The 15,608-nt window shown below is 37.1% G+C and carries 14 protein-coding genes; 3 read left to right on the top strand and 11 right to left on the bottom strand.

Going from position 1 to position 15,608, the window contains the following annotated elements:
- Positions 1–378: 378 nt before the first annotated feature.
- The 6 genes from AZE41_RS09355 to AZE41_RS09330 form a co-directional block, all read right to left on the bottom strand.
- Positions 379–2,418: a bifunctional diguanylate cyclase/phosphodiesterase gene (locus tag AZE41_RS09355; RefSeq protein ID WP_067208443.1), complete on the bottom strand. Its 2,040-nt coding sequence runs from the start codon at positions 2,416–2,418 to the stop codon at positions 379–381.
- Between the two features lie 498 nt (positions 2,419–2,916).
- Positions 2,917–3,987 carry a YkvI family membrane protein gene (locus AZE41_RS09350; protein WP_067208441.1) on the bottom strand — a complete coding sequence of 357 codons (1,071 nt, stop codon included), beginning with the start codon at positions 3,985–3,987 and terminating at the stop codon, positions 2,917–2,919.
- Positions 3,988–4,124: 137 nt separating this feature from the next.
- Entirely contained in the window at positions 4,125–5,237 is a 1,113-nt protein-coding gene (menC, locus tag AZE41_RS09345; RefSeq protein ID WP_067208439.1) for an o-succinylbenzoate synthase, read from the bottom strand.
- A complete protein-coding gene (locus AZE41_RS09340) occupies positions 5,234–6,076 on the bottom strand; it encodes a GNAT family N-acetyltransferase (RefSeq protein WP_067208436.1) in 843 nt (280 codons plus the stop codon). The genes menC and AZE41_RS09340 overlap by 4 nt, the downstream gene beginning before the upstream one ends.
- Positions 6,077–6,081: 5 nt before the next feature.
- Positions 6,082–7,218 carry a M20 peptidase aminoacylase family protein gene (locus AZE41_RS09335; RefSeq protein ID WP_067208435.1) on the bottom strand — a complete coding sequence of 379 codons (1,137 nt, stop codon included), beginning with the start codon at positions 7,216–7,218 and terminating at the stop codon, positions 6,082–6,084.
- Between the two features lie 2 nt (positions 7,219–7,220).
- Complete coding sequence (locus AZE41_RS09330) at positions 7,221–8,075, bottom strand: MurR/RpiR family transcriptional regulator (protein ID WP_067208432.1); 855 nt, start codon at positions 8,073–8,075, stop codon at positions 7,221–7,223.
- Positions 8,076–8,645: 570 nt separating this feature from the next.
- Here AZE41_RS09330 and AZE41_RS09320 point away from each other — a divergent pair.
- Positions 8,646–9,185 (top strand): transcription repressor NadR, encoded by a 540-nt coding sequence (locus tag AZE41_RS09320; RefSeq protein WP_067208428.1) that lies wholly within the window; start codon positions 8,646–8,648, stop codon positions 9,183–9,185.
- A gap of 188 nt (positions 9,186–9,373) precedes the next feature.
- Here AZE41_RS09320 and AZE41_RS09315 read toward each other — a convergent pair whose 3' ends face one another.
- The 5 genes from AZE41_RS09315 to AZE41_RS09290 all read right to left on the bottom strand — a co-directional run bounded on the left by AZE41_RS09315 (position 9,374) and on the right by AZE41_RS09290 (position 13,292).
- Positions 9,374–10,060, bottom strand: a complete 687-nt coding sequence (locus AZE41_RS09315; protein ID WP_067208426.1) for a VOC family protein — start codon at positions 10,058–10,060, stop codon at positions 9,374–9,376.
- Positions 10,061–10,459: 399 nt separating this feature from the next.
- Positions 10,460–10,924 carry a GNAT family N-acetyltransferase gene (locus tag AZE41_RS09305; protein WP_067208421.1) on the bottom strand — a complete coding sequence of 155 codons (465 nt, stop codon included), beginning with the start codon at positions 10,922–10,924 and terminating at the stop codon, positions 10,460–10,462.
- 177 nt (positions 10,925–11,101) lie between these two features.
- On the bottom strand, positions 11,102–11,572 hold the full coding sequence (locus tag AZE41_RS09300) for a GNAT family N-acetyltransferase (protein WP_067208419.1): 471 nt from the start codon (positions 11,570–11,572) through the stop codon (positions 11,102–11,104).
- A gap of 737 nt (positions 11,573–12,309) precedes the next feature.
- Complete coding sequence (locus AZE41_RS09295; RefSeq protein ID WP_067208416.1) at positions 12,310–12,693, bottom strand: hypothetical protein; 384 nt, start codon at positions 12,691–12,693, stop codon at positions 12,310–12,312.
- Entirely contained in the window at positions 12,690–13,292 is a 603-nt protein-coding gene (locus AZE41_RS09290) for a hypothetical protein (protein WP_067208413.1), read from the bottom strand. Before AZE41_RS09290 ends, AZE41_RS09295 begins: the two co-directional genes overlap by 4 nt.
- 1,098 nt (positions 13,293–14,390) lie before the next feature.
- Between AZE41_RS09290 and AZE41_RS09275 the strand changes: the two genes are divergently transcribed.
- Positions 14,391–14,759 (top strand): hypothetical protein, encoded by a 369-nt coding sequence (locus AZE41_RS09275; protein WP_067208408.1) that lies wholly within the window; start codon positions 14,391–14,393, stop codon positions 14,757–14,759.
- Between the two features lie 325 nt (positions 14,760–15,084).
- Entirely contained in the window at positions 15,085–15,486 is a 402-nt protein-coding gene (locus tag AZE41_RS09270; RefSeq protein ID WP_067208406.1) for a hypothetical protein, read from the top strand.
- Positions 15,487–15,608 lie beyond the last annotated feature (122 nt).

Raw genomic sequence — 15,608 nt, 5'->3', positions numbered from 1 at the left:
CGCATAGTAATCCTTCATCACCGTTCAAGTTTTAGAAGATTTTAAACAATCATACAACACTTAACTGAATTGTCAAGCGTGTATAAGTGAACTACTTTTACTTCAGATATTATGATCGGACAATGAATATCGTCACTGCCCCTCTAAAGTAATGACAAATAGTAATACTCCCATATGTCGGTGCCTTTTCAGGTATTGAAGTTCATTTTATTATGAGCAAGATGGTGACGAGAACAACAGGTAGAATTGCGAATAGAACGAATTTCTTATACATTTTTTCGTTAGTTCAAGCTTAGAACGTTTTTCAACTATTTAGAGCACCCTATAGATTATCCATAACATTTAATCTTTTAAACCATTCAGCATAGTTTCTTAAAATTAAACCGGCTTGCGCTGCGCTAACCAATTCAAAAGTTCTGTCGAAGTCATTGGCTTAGCAAAATAATAGCCTTGGAAGATTAACGACTCCGACTCTTGGCTTAGAAATTGTACTTGCTCTTCAGTTTCTACACCTTCTAGTACAATATCTAAATTTAACGTTCGACCGATTGCGAGAATTGCCTTGAGAATAGATGAATCTTTCTCAGATTGTGGTACATCGTCAATAAATGACTTATCTATTTTCAAAGTCGAAATCGGCAATCTTTTCAAGTAAGACAAAGATGAAACTCCTGTTCCGAAATCATCCAATGCTACAGAAAAACCTTTTTCTCGAAACGTATTGAGGGCTTTCACCGCATCTTCAATCGAATTCACTACACTCGTTTCCGTAATTTCTAATTCTAAATTATACGGTTCCAACTTATACTTTTTCACCATTTCCGTTAATACATTAAGTAGGATTGGTGATGTAACATAATCCCCAGGAATATTAATTGAAACGGGGTGTACTTGGAAAGTCGTTTTTCCCCACTCTGCAATCTGTTTGCAAACTTGCTCGATTATCCAGTTCGTGACGTCTCCTATTCGTGTGCTTTGTTCAAGTATTGGTATGAAAGTTACTGGAGATAGCATACCGTATTTCGGATGCTTCCAACGAATCAAAGCTTCAAACCCCGACAATTCATTAGTACTAGCCCTTACTTTCGGCTGATAAACCATGAATAATTGTCCTTCGTGCATCGCACCTTCTATACTCTCTAGGATTTCTTCTTCGAATGAATGAGAATGGATTGCATTATCAAAACGAATCACCTGGTAATCATAGCGTGTCGATGGATGCTCTAACACAGTAAGCGCTTCTGTATACAAACGCTTCGGATCCCGATGTTCTTCCGTAGTTGACATCGCGCAGACCGCTTCAATCTTAATTAATTTGCCATCGATTTCAGTCAGTGCTTTAAGTTGCTCTGCAACCTTATTCATGGTGCGTTCAAACTCAACGATTCCGTCCACCCCCTGAAAAAGAAAGACAAAACGCTTGCCCTGAAGCTGGTAAAGTTTCATAGAGGATGATGACCACTGAGAGAAAAAACGACCCAAATACTGAATAACTTTGTCTCCGAAAATATACCCTTGTTCAACATTGATTTTTTCAATGTCGGGGATATACCACATTGCAAGACTTCCATCATAAGAGGGACTGTTCAACATATTCTCAAAGCTCCGCCTGTTTGGGATTCTCGTTAAGGACTCGAAATAGTTTACGCGGTAATCAATATACCGATCAATAAAACTCGATAATAGTAATAATAGCAGTAATAGACCCAAACCAATTGAAACTGTAATGTTAAGATAGTTCATATCCATTTGATGAATCTCATGCAGACTATCAATCTTGTCACGATGAATATAGTAAGTAGTCCCCATGAGTCCGGTATAATGCATGCTAGAAATTGCTAACCCCATAACGAGCGAAGTAACTGTTTTCAGGAGTTTATTTTTCAAAAGATGCTGAAGAGAAGAAAAAATGTAGATTGCGATAAAAGAAATACTAATTGCAATCGCCACAGATGCAGTAAAAATTGTGCGATCATATGTATAGATAGCATCTGATTCCATAGACGCCATCCCAATATAATGCATGGCAGAGATACCAATTCCCATTGCGACACCCGAAATCAAACTTAATCCAATCGTTTTTCGCGTGCGGTTGACTAAAGTAAACACTAAAAATGAACTTGCAATTGCTGGAATAATCGACAAAAATGTGAGCTCAGGTTTGTAAGTCATCGAAATGGGTAATAAATAGGCACCCATTCCAATAAAATGCATGGACCATATCCCGAACCCCAAAGCAACCGATGCTAATATGAGCCACAAATTTCGATGAAAAAAGCTATTCTCTTGCATTCGCTCATTCATGGATATCGCGGTATAGGAAGCAAAGCTCGCAATGATAACGGACAAAAGAATGATTGAAAAAGAGTATTCACCAACAACTACACTATATGATTCCATGGAAGGATGAGTAAACAAAATCGGTTCTCCTTTACAACTATTATAAGATAAATCTCTACTAATTATAGTTCTATATAATCATGTGTCAACCTGTTCCATTCTACCTTCAAGATTATTTCACAGCATTTCGAAAAAAGTTCCTATCTTCAGGTTAACTTTGGTTAATCAACACATGTTCAATCCGTTAACAATAACATTCTGCAATCTAAGATATTACTATTTTGTTATTGTTGTAAAAAGTAGCAAACCCACATTCTCTTCTTCCTATACCCAGTAAAAGCCCAATCGTCCTGGTATTAAGGACGAAAGGGCTTAACTTTCGCGGCGATAATTCCCTCTATGTTTTTGCATAAGATTACGAAGGCAAATGCAGGAGTTTGTGATGTTGGGATTCGCTAGCTGATAAATCCTATTCTCTTTCACACCTTATTGCCACATATTACTCCTTCTTCACCACTCAATTACCGATAGTTTCAAATAACCAAACAATACTGAATTTTATTTGTGAAGCATTAATTAATTCGAAGAATCTATTTTACCAACTGTTCCTTTTTTTCTTGCCCATGTGAAAATAATTGCAGCAATTAATGTGAAACCTAGGTAACCCATCACTGGATAGACAGTACCAACAAGTGTGATGAATCCAATAAAACTCGCGCCGAACGCAGCTACACCAAAAATTGTAACGGCACCTTTAAAACGCACTGTTTCAGTTTTAACGATACGAGCTGAAAATGCGTATAACATTCCAACCGCTGTATTGTAAATCATCCCCAATAAGATAATGGACATAATTGCCCCCATTATAGGGCTAATATTATTTGCCAAAAACAGCATTGGCATCGGTACACTTGCAATCGCTTTTAACTGAGTCAGCATTGAGACATTGATAAGCAGGATGAGTAGTCCCAATCCAAGACCACCGATGATTCCACCCCATGCCGCAACCTTCTCATCCTTTACAGTGCCACCCATAACCGTGAGCATCGCGGCTCCAGCTGCCAAATTATAAGAGACATATAAAATTGCGCCCAGTAGCCAATGGGATGCACCTCTATTTTGAGTGACAACAGCGGCTGACAGATCAGCAGTAGCAAAGTCAAAATTTATTAATGAGTAAACTGTAATTACGATCACTATTAATAGTAAAAACGGAGTAAATGCTCCGATGAGTGTAATCACTTTTTGAACACTCAACGTTACCGTCAATATGGTTACAATCGCCATCAAAATACTTCCAATGAAACTAGGAATGCCAAATTGCTGTTCAAAAATTGCGCCAGCCCCTGAGAACATGACTACAGTTACCCCGAAAAGGAAAAATGTAATAATAACATCAACAAGTACCCCTAAATAACGACCACATATATGATAGATTACACGTTGATGAGACTTAGTTTGCAAACGACTTCCCAATTGTGTCAAGTTCATCCCTAAAAATGCAAATAAGACAGTTGCTACAAGTGTTCCAACGATACTAATTGGTCCAAAACTAGTGAAAAACTGTAAAATTTCCTGACCTGATGCAAATCCTGCTCCAACAATCACTCCGATAAAAGCTCCAGCGATTTGAAAACTTTTTCTCATTACTCATCCCCCGTTTTAGCCGCAGTGTCTCTTTATAGTCAAACTACTACAATAGATTTTATTTTCTGATTTCTCCAATCAGAAAGGACGATTTAAGTCATCCTTCCCTACACCTATTCAGCCTTTCTCATCACACCTCATTCAGCTTTGAAGTGTAACTCGTCTACCGTGAATTTATTCATAGCTTTCAAGTTGGGTTCGTAACCTATTCCATATGCGGTTGGAACAGTAATATAGCCGTCCTCCACTACAACTTCTGGAGTAATAACGTCTTCCTCCCAGTAACGTGAGGATCCAGCAGTGTCGCCTGGTAATATGAAGTTTGGAAGTGTTGTGAGCGCTACATTATGCGCACGGCCGATTCCTGATTCCAGCATTCCGCCGCACCAAACAGGTATTTGACGTTCCATGCAATAATCATGAATTTTCTTCGCTTCAGTAAGACCTCCAACACGACCGATTTTAATGTTAATGATTTGCGTACTACCAAGCTCAATCGCTTTTCGTGTATCTTCAAGGGAGTGAATGCTTTCATCCAAACAGATTGGTGTTTTCAATTGTTTTTGTAATTTCGCATGGTCGATAATATCGTCTGAAGCAAGCGGCTGTTCAATCATCGTCAAGTTAAATTCATCCAGCTGTTTGAGAAGTTCAATGTCGTCCAATGTATAAGCCGAGTTGGCATCTGCCATAAGTGGCACATCCGGGAAATTCTTGCGCAACTCGCGGATTACATCAACGTCATAGCCCGGTTTGATTTTCACTTTAATACGCTTGTATCCCTCTTCCACAAAACCACGTACCGTTTCGACTAGATTAGCAATATTTTCATGGATCCCGATACTGATACCCACTTCAATTTTATCGCGTTCGCCACCAAGAGCCTTCGCCAATGTCAATTTGTTACGCTTAGCATAAAGATCCCAAATTGCGCCTTCCAAAGTGGATTTCGCCATATTATTTTTACGGATTGCAGCGAACAATTCACTTACTTCGTCGGGATGTCCGATTTCCCTTCCTAATACGATAGGTATCAGAAAATCACGGATCATATGTAAATTCGTTTCAAGTGTTTCTTCGCTGTACCAAGGCGAGTGAAATGCCACTGACTCCCCCCATCCCGTATTACCCAGCTCATCTTTCACTTCAAGTAACAGAAAATCTTTATCTTGGAACGTACCAAAACTAGTTGTGAACGGGTGCTTCATTCTCATTTTCATTTTTCGGATGTTGATTTCTTTTATAATCATTCGGATTCTCCTCTATTTTTTATTGTCAGTGGAATTGTGTTTCTTTTTACAAATTGATAATAATGAACGCCTTCTTCAGACCTATTCACTCCTACAAGCGCATAGCCAGAACCAAATAACGATTGAAAAACGGTCCTTATTTTCAATCGCCAGTCGAGCGCTAGTTCAGGTTCATTCTTTTTGATCGACTGAAATTGTTCTGGTACCGGAACTTCAACACCAACACTGTTTAACAGGACATTTTCCGAATCCACAACTAGTGTTGGATTTCCTTTATGGGATTTCTCAACTATAAATGGTCGATCATAGTCGGAAACTTGCGGTGTCCACTTGTCCTCGACCCTTTCGCTCGAAACCCACCATTCGACTTGAAGACGGTCTGATGGTAATCCTTTGTTCAAACCATCTTCCATTTCACCGTAACAATTCACTAAATAAGTATCACAAATTGCGTACAGTTTCGACACATTTAAATAAGCATTGCGACTTTCCAATGGATCGAATGTCCAAGTAATCAAATTGTATCCCATTTCCTTGGCAATTTTAAGCTGTTCATCCTTTAGCAACTTTCCGATTCCCATCAGTTGATAGTTCGGAAGAATGCCAAGCATATGTGAACATAAATACGGCTTACCATTGGTGAAACCCGGAAAACCATATGAAAAGCCAACGATTTCATCACCTAAGAAAGCGCCTAACAATAACCCGCCATTTTTCGCTGCTGTATAGGTTTGATGAGTCGGTATCGGTTCAAGGCCCCAGATTGCTCGTTCAAGCGATTGGACCAGGCGCATGTCTTCATTGGTTTCTAGTTTGCGAATGGATAGGTTGACGTCCATTTGGTTCACTTCCTTCTCTCTAACTGCCCGAATGAATGGATGACCGTTCGAACGAGTATTTCAATTCCGGTCAGTATACTATCATGATTGAATGTCATGTTGGGATGATGAAGGCCTGGCGATAAGTCGCAGCCAAGACCGAGCATTGTCGCTTTAACAGAAGGTCTTTTTAATGTGTAGTAATGGAAGTCTTCTCCGCCTGGTGTGACAATAGGCGGCACCAAAAATTGTTCCCCAACTGTTTCCCTTATCGCTTGTGCCATCATTTCGACAGCAGTGTCATCGACTTGGGCAGCTGCAATTTCCGCGATTATTTCATAATTAATGATAACATCAGACAGTTCTGCAACCGAACTAATCGCTTTATCAACTAAATTCATCAGTTTGTCCATAACCACGTTTGTTTGGGCGCGTAAATCCAGACTAAATACTGCACTTCCGGGAATGATGTTGGCTGACTCTCCACCCGCTTGGAACATCGTCATTTTTGCAGAATGCGGGACCATTGGGTCAACGTGGATGGAGTGGATTGCCTGTACGAGAAGTGCCATCACTTCTATGGCGTTTTGTCCAAGATGCGGTCTTGCTCCATGCGCATCTGTCCCCACGATTGTTCCTTTAATCATTTTTGCAGCACCATGCATAATGGCTGGGGATGCATAGCCATGACCGATTTCTTGAATCGGACGGAGATGGACACCATACAAATAGTCGATATCGTCAACGATCCCTTTTTCCACAAATGATAATGCGCCCGTCCCCTTTTCCTCAGCTGGTTGAAAAATCACTTTTAGTCGCCCGTTTTTCGGATACCTAAGCTTTTTCAAAACGAGTAAAGCGCCAATTGCAATCGTCATATGCGCATCATGTCCGCATGAATGGTTCGCTTGAAAGACCCCATCCACTTCCTGCCAGAGTGCATCGATATCTGTTCGAAGTCCAATACAAGGATCACCAGACCCCAGTGTTACTACAAGTCCCGTTGAATCGTCGAATGTCGTAACTTGAAATCCTTCATTCTCTAACAAATGTTGCAAATAATTTGTCGTCTCAAATTCCTGCCAACTAATTTCAGGATGTGAGTGTAAATGGTTAAAAACCTTTTCAACAATCGGCTTCATTTCTTGTAACACTGCTTTCATTTTCAATCAACTCCTTCAACAAATAAGAAATCGCTTGGTATCGATTGATACGTTTCACGTCTTTTTTCGAAACTGTCCTTCTCCTTCACGGACAATCCTGCAATAATCGCATTCATGAATGAAAATAGAGAAGCCGTTGCATCGAGCGTCGACTTGTTAGGCGAATAAATTGGAAATAACAAATCACTGAATGTATGAATCGGGGCTAACATTGAATCAGTAATTCCGATAATGAAAGCTTGTTGTCTATGTGCCAATTCCGCAATTTGAATTGTTTCTTTCAAGTACCGATGAAACGAAATGGCGATGACAACGGACTTATCGTTCATTTGACTGAGCGTTTGGATTACATCCTCCGTTTCTGGTCGTAACAGTCTGACATTTCCTTTCACTAAACCAAGCGTGTATGAGAGCCAATTGGCTGCAGTATACGAAGAGCGCAGACCAAGAATATAAATGGTTTCTGCTTGAGAGAGCTGCTCGATTGCCTTTTCGTAGTCTTCTTCTTTAATTTGTTTCATCGTCTCTCCAATCGCTATTCGATCCCGCTCCATCACTTTTGTGAAAAAATGCGGTGCCTGTTCAAGTTCCAGTTTAGATTTCTGATATGTTGTGAAGCTACTCTCTTGAAATAGCAATTGTTCACGGATGACCTTTTGTAGTTCGCCATAACCAGAGAGATGCAGGCTATAGCAAAAGCGAATGACTGTCGTTTCGCTGACACCGATTTTCTTCCCAATTTCTTGTGCCGTAGACATCGCAATATTTCTTGGGTTATCGATTATATAAGTCGCGACTTTTTTCTGACTTTTTGACAGTTGGTCGTAATACTCGTGAATCAGATCCTTTAATTTCATCTTCACTCTTCCTTTTTTGAAGTTCTTCCGTCATTATCTTTTCAAATGAAGTTTTGACTTCATATTAATTATTTTATTACCTTAACATACTTGTTCGCGGAATACAATGTATTTTCTGATACTTATACTTTCCTGGGAACCTTTAGCCTCTGTTTCAATTACTACTCGAAAATTACTTGCTATATATGTTGAATTAATGAATCCCATTGAACCTGCTGTGACGCTCAATAAGGAGAGAGTTGTAATTCCGGATATTAGGTTGTAGAACGCTTGGCGCTCAGCGAAGGCGCGACTTCGTGGTAGCCGGAGCGATAAGACTAAGGAGGGATGCAGTTCAATCCCTCCCAAGCGGTCTTCTTTCTGGCTTATCGCGGGAGGCATGCACAAAGCGTCGAAGCGATATTGGCGGGAATTCTAATTAGTTCTAAGTATTGGGACTTTTTCAGTGGCCTCCCAAAAGCCTTTGTAATGCGCATACGCCGTATTCATTTGGTCAACATATATAGAGCTATCATTTAGGGTTATACATACGTTAAATATGGTAAAATAGCTATGCGAGGTGGTTATATAATGAATGAAAACGAAAAAATTCTTGGGGATGAACGTCGCCAATTAATCGTCGATACGTTACAGACGTCCGATAAACCTATTACAGGAAGAATACTCGGAGAAATGACAAATGTCAGCCGTCAGGTGATTGTTGGAGATATTACATTGCTGAAAGCAAAAAACGAACCTATTGTCGCAACAAGTCAGGGCTATATTTATATGCATGTGCAAGCGGCACCCCAGAGAATCGAAAAGACGATTGTTTGCAAACATACTCCGGACCAAACGATGGAAGAGTTGAACATTTTTGTCGATAACGGCGTTACAGTAAAGGACGTCAAAATTGAGCATCCTGTCTATGGAGATCTTAGTGCGTCAATAATGGTTTCCAATCGGAATGAAGTAAAAGAATTCATCAAGCGAATCAAAGAGGCAGATGCAATTTATTTATCAAAGCTAACAGAAGGTGGTATTCATCTTCATACGGTATTGGCGGACGACGAAGAATATATCAGAAAAGCGGAAGAAGCACTTAGAAAAGCTGATATTCTCGTCGAATGAAAAAATAAATCGGGAGTTATATTTTCATTCGGTGCAAATAGCATACAAACTTGAAAAGGTCGATTTCCCATACGAGAAATCGACCTTTTCAAGTTTACCAAAAAGTAATTGCCATCCATCTTCTCAAAATTGAATAGGGTATTCTTTTGATTCATTATCATCAACAAATTCTAAGTCCCTATATGACTTCATTCCATAATAATTTTAATGAAAAATTCATGTTCTTCATCTATACCTACGCAATATTGTTTATCAAGTGTTATTTTCATTGGAAAAATTTCAGATTTCTTTTCCGAGAACAGCCATCTTCTACCTATGCTAGTTAAAATAATAAAAACACCATTTTTATTTTCTTGCATAAAGTTTAAAGAAGAAGTAGTAATTGGATCATTATCACTATCAAAAATATTTATTTCTTTGAATTGCTCGCCAACCCTTGGTGAATCTTTTACAATTAAACCAATTTCACTGATATTCAAAATGTTATTTACTGCAAATGTCGATTCACTATTTGGATTTACATAGTATCGAGCTATGAGTTCTACTATATTTCCTGCTGGATCTTCAAAATAGCAAGCATGTGCAGGCCAAAATGAAAAATCAGCCTCGTCTTCTCCGTCTTCTAATAAAAGCGTTGTTTTTCCTTTTAACCATTCCTTCGCTTCTTGAAATTGATTGGGTGGAATATTGAATGCAAAATGATAATATGGTTCCCCTACTACATTTTCATTCGTGAATTCTAAAATGCTTGTTCCTACTTGAATTTGAAAACTTTTTGAACTTTCACTACAAAGAGGAAAACCTAAATATTGCGTATAAAATTCTTTCATTTTTTCTAATTTACCTGTTTGTAATGTCAGTATTTTTATTTCCATAAACAATATTCTCCTCATCAAGAAAATTTAATAGTTCATTTTTTAAATTCTATGTCACTTTTCCACTTATAATGCGTGTAAAATAATTGAATAGGCAAAGTAACTATTAATGCCAAAGTTAATACTATTTTTAGTGAATCAGAGATCTCAGAAATAAGTAGCATTATAATCAGAATAATACTAGGTGGAATCATCCATAAAGTCCTAATAAACTTTTTTCTATAATTCAATCTCCAATAAATTAAACCGCTATTACGACCATTTTTCAATGTAAATACCTCCGCATTATAAAACCACTAAGTAACATTAAGTAATAAAAGATTCTTTCTTCTGTTTTCGTCATAAAGTTAGTGCCATACATAAAAAGTTATCCCAGCTATTAAAGGTAATGAACCTGTATTAGCATCGATAAAGCATTCTCATAAATTCAAATCTACTTCCATTTGTCTCCTGCATAAATGTATCAACTTCATCAAACCCGATTTCCCTATATATTTTTATAGCTCTTTGATTGAAAGTTGCTACTGATAATGTTATTTTTTCTGGTCTGTATTTGGATTTAGCAAAATCCAAACCTGCTTGGACAAATCCCAAACCGTTGCCATTACCAGTTAAATCTGGCCTCATGCCTAACCCTATATCAATGGTGTTGTTAGCTACTTCATTAAAAGTATAGAAGCCTATAGCATCATTGTCTTTAGTAACAAAGAAGTTTGAGTTACCCCGTTTTTGAGCTTCTAAGAACTCAACTAAATCTTCTTTATCTGCTACCATATCGTAAAAAGAATATTCCGCATTATAGTGCCAATTATATGCAATCTCTTCCGCTTGTTCTTGTGTCATAATTTCAAACTTATATCCCACAATTATCCCCCTCTTAGTAATTCCACACATTCCCTATTACAACTAACTGTCCGCAATAGATAAGCATTTACTGTTATCCCTGCCTTTTCCTGTTCCACACGAAACGTGCTAGTTTTCTAGCAATCTGTGTTCCATCCCTTCAATCACTTTCTGTTGGTCAAGAATAATTTATAAGAGTCATAAACCTTTTTTATAATAAATAAGTGTCGTGCTGTCATTTATTTTCTTGGTTTCTCCTGTTTTTATAAAGCCCATCTTTTCATATAAATAACAATTACGTTTTTCTTCCGCTATAGTAGCCAACTCCCAACTAACCGCTTGAGGAAAAAGTCCCTCTATTTGTGATATTGCTTTCTGGGCAATTCCTTGCCCCTGGTATTTCGGTTGTATAAACATTGGGCTGATCCAAAATTCAGTTTCCTCTTTCCACCAGACACTAATAGCGCCAACAAGAATAGTACCCGATTTTATTTTATAAACTCCTCCTGACGTGTTGTTTATCCTTGTTATCATTCGCTCGATCGTTTCATTCGCTGGATTAGTATTGTAATCCTCATAAACTTCAAGTAATGGTAAAAATGCATTTACTTGTATATCAAAAAGAGATTGCGCATCAAATTCGTTTGCTTTTTCTAACGTAACTTCCATAACTGGTACCCCATTTCTACTAATAAAATCATTGTTATAGTGAATCAAAAGACAATATAGTCCTTCCAGTTCACAGTGAAATCTCCTACTACTAAAATCAATATTATCAATAGAAATAATCCAATTGGAATCATTAAGCTTATATAAGTTTCGCTCCATTTATACAGAGTTTTTCGCTTGCTTAAATACCTATCTATCATAAAGTAAATTAGAGCCGCGGGCAGACTAATCCAAAGTAATAATAATCCGAAAATCATATGAAAAAGTAACGATAGAAAACACTCTAACTTTACTGACTCATTTTTCGTGAATTTGGATGAAAGTAAGTCGCTTACTAGAAGAAGTAAACACCCCATATAGAAGAATGGCCGGAAAACTGTATAGAATATACCCTTGCGTTGTAACTAAAATCTTTCCCAAATATCGCCATAGTGAGTACACGTTACTTTCGTAGAAGTATGGTGTCACTAACGCTAATAATATTGCATAAATAGGAACTGTAATCGCCGCAGTTATTATTTTCCTCGGCAACGCTCTGCTAATAACTTCTTTAACGCTCAATCTTCCCACCCTAACTGATAAGCAATTCGATCAGGCATTTCGTTTAATCATTTCTTCTGTATAATCTACCAAAGTGCGATAAGATGAAGTTCCGTTTAGAAAGTGAGATGCCTCAATCACAGCCCCTAGCGAATTTAATTGAATTCTTTGTTTCGACATATTTAGTTCTTAATTTACTAATTTTCTAAAAAGATTTTTTCGGTAATCCCGTTCCATACTACCTTCAAAACCAGCTTCTCTTCTTGTTTCGTTGAAGGGCTATTAGAACTTAAACTTTTGTGTTGAAACTTACCTTTTTCGTTCAATGAAACATTGTTTGTACCAAAATTCAGCACTCCATTGGTGCTTGTTTCAACGAAATAATCAAAGGTTTTAACACTATCTAACTCATTACCTTTATAAATAATCTGAATTTCATATTGTTCATCTCCGTCAGTTTGGGTCACGGTCACTTCTGCCCACCAATTTTCGCCTTCACCAACGAATGTCAATTCTTTTGTTTGCCATGCACTAAAAAATACACTCATTGAAACTATGAGAATGAATAAAACTTTTTTCAACGCCTCCCCTTCCTTGCGAAACGATATAGTAAAATAAGAACTGCGATTGCAAACAAAGCAATTACGCTGATATATAATGGATTAAATATATCTGAGTTCTCCTTGTCAATAAGCGCTACATTGTTTCCACTGCTAGGATTCTTGTGACTCGTTTTTAGAAAATCAGCATAATAAGTTGCGATTTCTTCATTTTCATTATTTATTATGCCGTGAAGGACTTGAACCATACCATTTGGCCCTCCTACAGGTGTAAGAAATGTCGCAGAATCACTCTTTTCTAAAAACAGAAGAAACTCACCGCCTTCGTTCTGAAATCCCTCAGCCCAACCGACATCATACATGTCAATTCCATCGATTATTTGTTTAGTAGCCTCTCCTTTATGAACATTTTCAACGGCAAACGTATATCCTTGAAAAATAAATTCACTGTCTATCGGCTTACTTGAAAAGTCGTAAGTTCCACTTATAACTACTTCAGCTTCGTCGCTAACTTCTTGCGGGTCCATCTCGATCCAACTTGTAGCAGAAACACTTACGCTTACTATCATCATTGATAAAAAGACAGTCATTACGAAAAGTCGATACACTAATCTTTTCATAAAGGCACCTTCCTTTTATTTATTTGACGCCTCTTGAGCAAGAAGGTTCATTATTAAGAATAATTTAATAACAATACAATGGAAATAAAAAAGCAATTCAAATTAAAGCAGTATAGCTTTAATATTTTTTTACAGGCTAATTAACCCCTAATAATTCCATGACCCATTCCAATCAGAACTTCTTTTCCGCTTTGATTATGATAAAAGGTAATCATGGCTATTGTCTTAAATTCAACTTCTGTTATCGTGAATTCACAAGTAATCGTGTCCCCTGACAGGGCGAAGGTAACCACTTAACATCTCTCTTGCAATATTAACTAAATCCCCGATACTCGCAGTAAAAGACCTTGTACATAAAGCTCTTTTTCATCTCATTCCATATGATATTTTCCCTTATAACCTATTACCTCTGAAAACTGTTGTGTTTCTTCCACATTAAACGTTTTTAATCACGTGAAAATAGCCCCAACTTTAAGCTTCATTATTCAATCGCTCCCACAATTAATCTGACTTCATTGAATAAAGAGTATCACTTTCAAGCTTGAATGAATAGTCACTCATTAACAATTACCTGTTAAACATTACTTACTTTTATCGAAAAAGTTATTCCATTTTAAAATTTCCTCAACTTTGGAAAAGGTGTTTAATCTTTAATATATAAAATAACCTTGTCTATGTAACTATCTATTTGTTTTCCGTAATTTACTTCTAAACATTCAAGGGTTAAAGGATTTTTACTAGCCTCTACCTGTTCCCTAAATGCAAATTCGGAGTCAACTTGACTTATTTGGCTAATTATCCGTATACGTTCCTTTAGCCTTATTTGAATCACCTTAAAACCATTCAGATAGTTTTCCACATATTTATACCTAACATAATGTTTCTTAAACAACCCTACTTTTTTAGTGATAAATAGCGTCCTCAAATAATTGGTACGATGAACTTTGTAATATCTAACTTCCCTTTCCGCTTTTACGATCAAAAATTATTTCCCTTTTTATTCCTACTGTCTAATTGTTTTAAGGACAAGGGGAAGACAATAACCCTTACACGAGGAATTTAGTTTCATACTGTAATTAAGAATAGGAGGTGAAAAAAATGGGTTATCATGAAAATAATCATTATGAGAAGAACTATTGTGAGAAGAAAAAGGATTCAAAAAGCATGGAAGCAAAATTAGAAGATATTTTGATACAACTTCAACAACAAAAGCAATGGCAATTCCAGTATCAAAATCAAACTCAATACCAAAATCAATTACAGTATCAAGATCAAGACCAGAAGCAAGCTCAAGTCGATACTGATACAAGTACCTTCGAAAATATCGGAAGTCCAACAATCACTATTACTAATAACGTAGATGTTGTTGCAGTCGCTGTTGCCGTCGCAGCATTATTACAAGGTCCATTAGGAGCAGGTCTTTCTTTTGATACAGTAAAAGAATTGAAGAATATGCTTCAAGCATAATAGTATTTGTTTCACCTATATATATTGAATAATTGAATAGCTATATAAGCTGAGGGAAGGCGTCTTACACGGGTAGCCTCCTAGCGAATTTAATAGAATTCTTTATTTCAACATATATGATTAAAATTTTCTGCCACAAATTACTGAACTAACGTCCGTGAATACGAATAGCTTTGTAAGGTCTGACTTCTCTTTCCGCTTCTAGCTATTAAAACCCAAGTTTCCTTTTAATTTTTAATTATTAGTTTTTCAGGGTCAAAGAAGAACAAAAAACTTACATGATGGATTTGATTTCATATTGTAATTAAGAATAGGAGGAGAAAAAATGGGAAATCATTCAAAAAAGTGTGATTGTTATCATTGTAATGAAAAGAATCATTATGATAAGTACGATTGTTGTGAGAAGAAAAAGGATTTAAGAAACATGGAAGCAAAATTAGATGATATTTTGATACAACTTCAACAACAAAATCAATGGCAATTCCAATATCAAAATCAATACCAGAAACAATTCCAGTATCAAGATCAAGATCAAAACCAGAAGCAAACTCAAGCTGATACTGATACAAGTACCTTCGAAAATATCGGAAGTCCAACAATCACTGTTACAAATAACGTTGATGTTGTTGCGGTCGCTGTTGCCGTCGCAGCATTATTACAGGGACCATTAGGAACAGGCATTTCTCTTGATGCCGTCAAAGAATTGAAGAATATGCTTCAAGCATAATAGTAATCGTTTCATCTAATTTGAATTTTCTCAGTAGCGGAGAATGCTTAGTTATATTCTCTGCTACTGATTACATAACTAATGTGTACTTAACATACACAATTCCTCTTTATCTTTTTGAT

The sequence above is a fragment of the Sporosarcina psychrophila genome, from assembly GCF_001590685.1.
In the GTDB taxonomy this organism is placed as follows: Bacteria; Bacillota; Bacilli; order Bacillales_A; family Planococcaceae; genus Sporosarcina; species Sporosarcina psychrophila.
This window is presented reverse-complemented; position numbering and strand designations above follow the sequence as displayed.

Excerpts from the sequence above, each read along its gene's own strand:
- AZE41_RS09350 (WP_067208441.1), bottom strand. The coding sequence starts at position 3,987 with ATGAGAAAAAGTTTTCAAATCGCTGGAGCTTTTATCGGAGTGATTGTT.
- menC (WP_067208439.1), bottom strand. The coding sequence starts at position 5,237 with ATGATTATAAAAGAAATCAACATCCGAAAAATGAAAATGAGAATGAAG.
- AZE41_RS09340 (WP_067208436.1), bottom strand. The coding sequence starts at position 6,076 with ATGGACGTCAACCTATCCATTCGCAAACTAGAAACCAATGAAGACATG.
- AZE41_RS09335 (WP_067208435.1), bottom strand. The coding sequence starts at position 7,218 with ATGAAAGCAGTGTTACAAGAAATGAAGCCGATTGTTGAAAAGGTTTTT.
- AZE41_RS09330 (WP_067208432.1), bottom strand. The coding sequence starts at position 8,075 with ATGAAATTAAAGGATCTGATTCACGAGTATTACGACCAACTGTCAAAA.
- AZE41_RS09320 (WP_067208428.1), top strand. The coding sequence starts at position 8,646 with ATGAATGAAAACGAAAAAATTCTTGGGGATGAACGTCGCCAATTAATC.
- AZE41_RS09315 (WP_067208426.1), bottom strand. The coding sequence starts at position 10,060 with ATGGAAATAAAAATACTGACATTACAAACAGGTAAATTAGAAAAAATG.
- AZE41_RS09300 (WP_067208419.1), bottom strand. The coding sequence starts at position 11,572 with ATGGAAGTTACGTTAGAAAAAGCAAACGAATTTGATGCGCAATCTCTT.
- AZE41_RS09290 (WP_067208413.1), bottom strand. The coding sequence starts at position 13,292 with ATGAAAAGATTAGTGTATCGACTTTTCGTAATGACTGTCTTTTTATCA.
- AZE41_RS09275 (WP_067208408.1), top strand. The coding sequence starts at position 14,391 with ATGGGTTATCATGAAAATAATCATTATGAGAAGAACTATTGTGAGAAG.
- AZE41_RS09270 (WP_067208406.1), top strand. The coding sequence starts at position 15,085 with ATGGGAAATCATTCAAAAAAGTGTGATTGTTATCATTGTAATGAAAAG.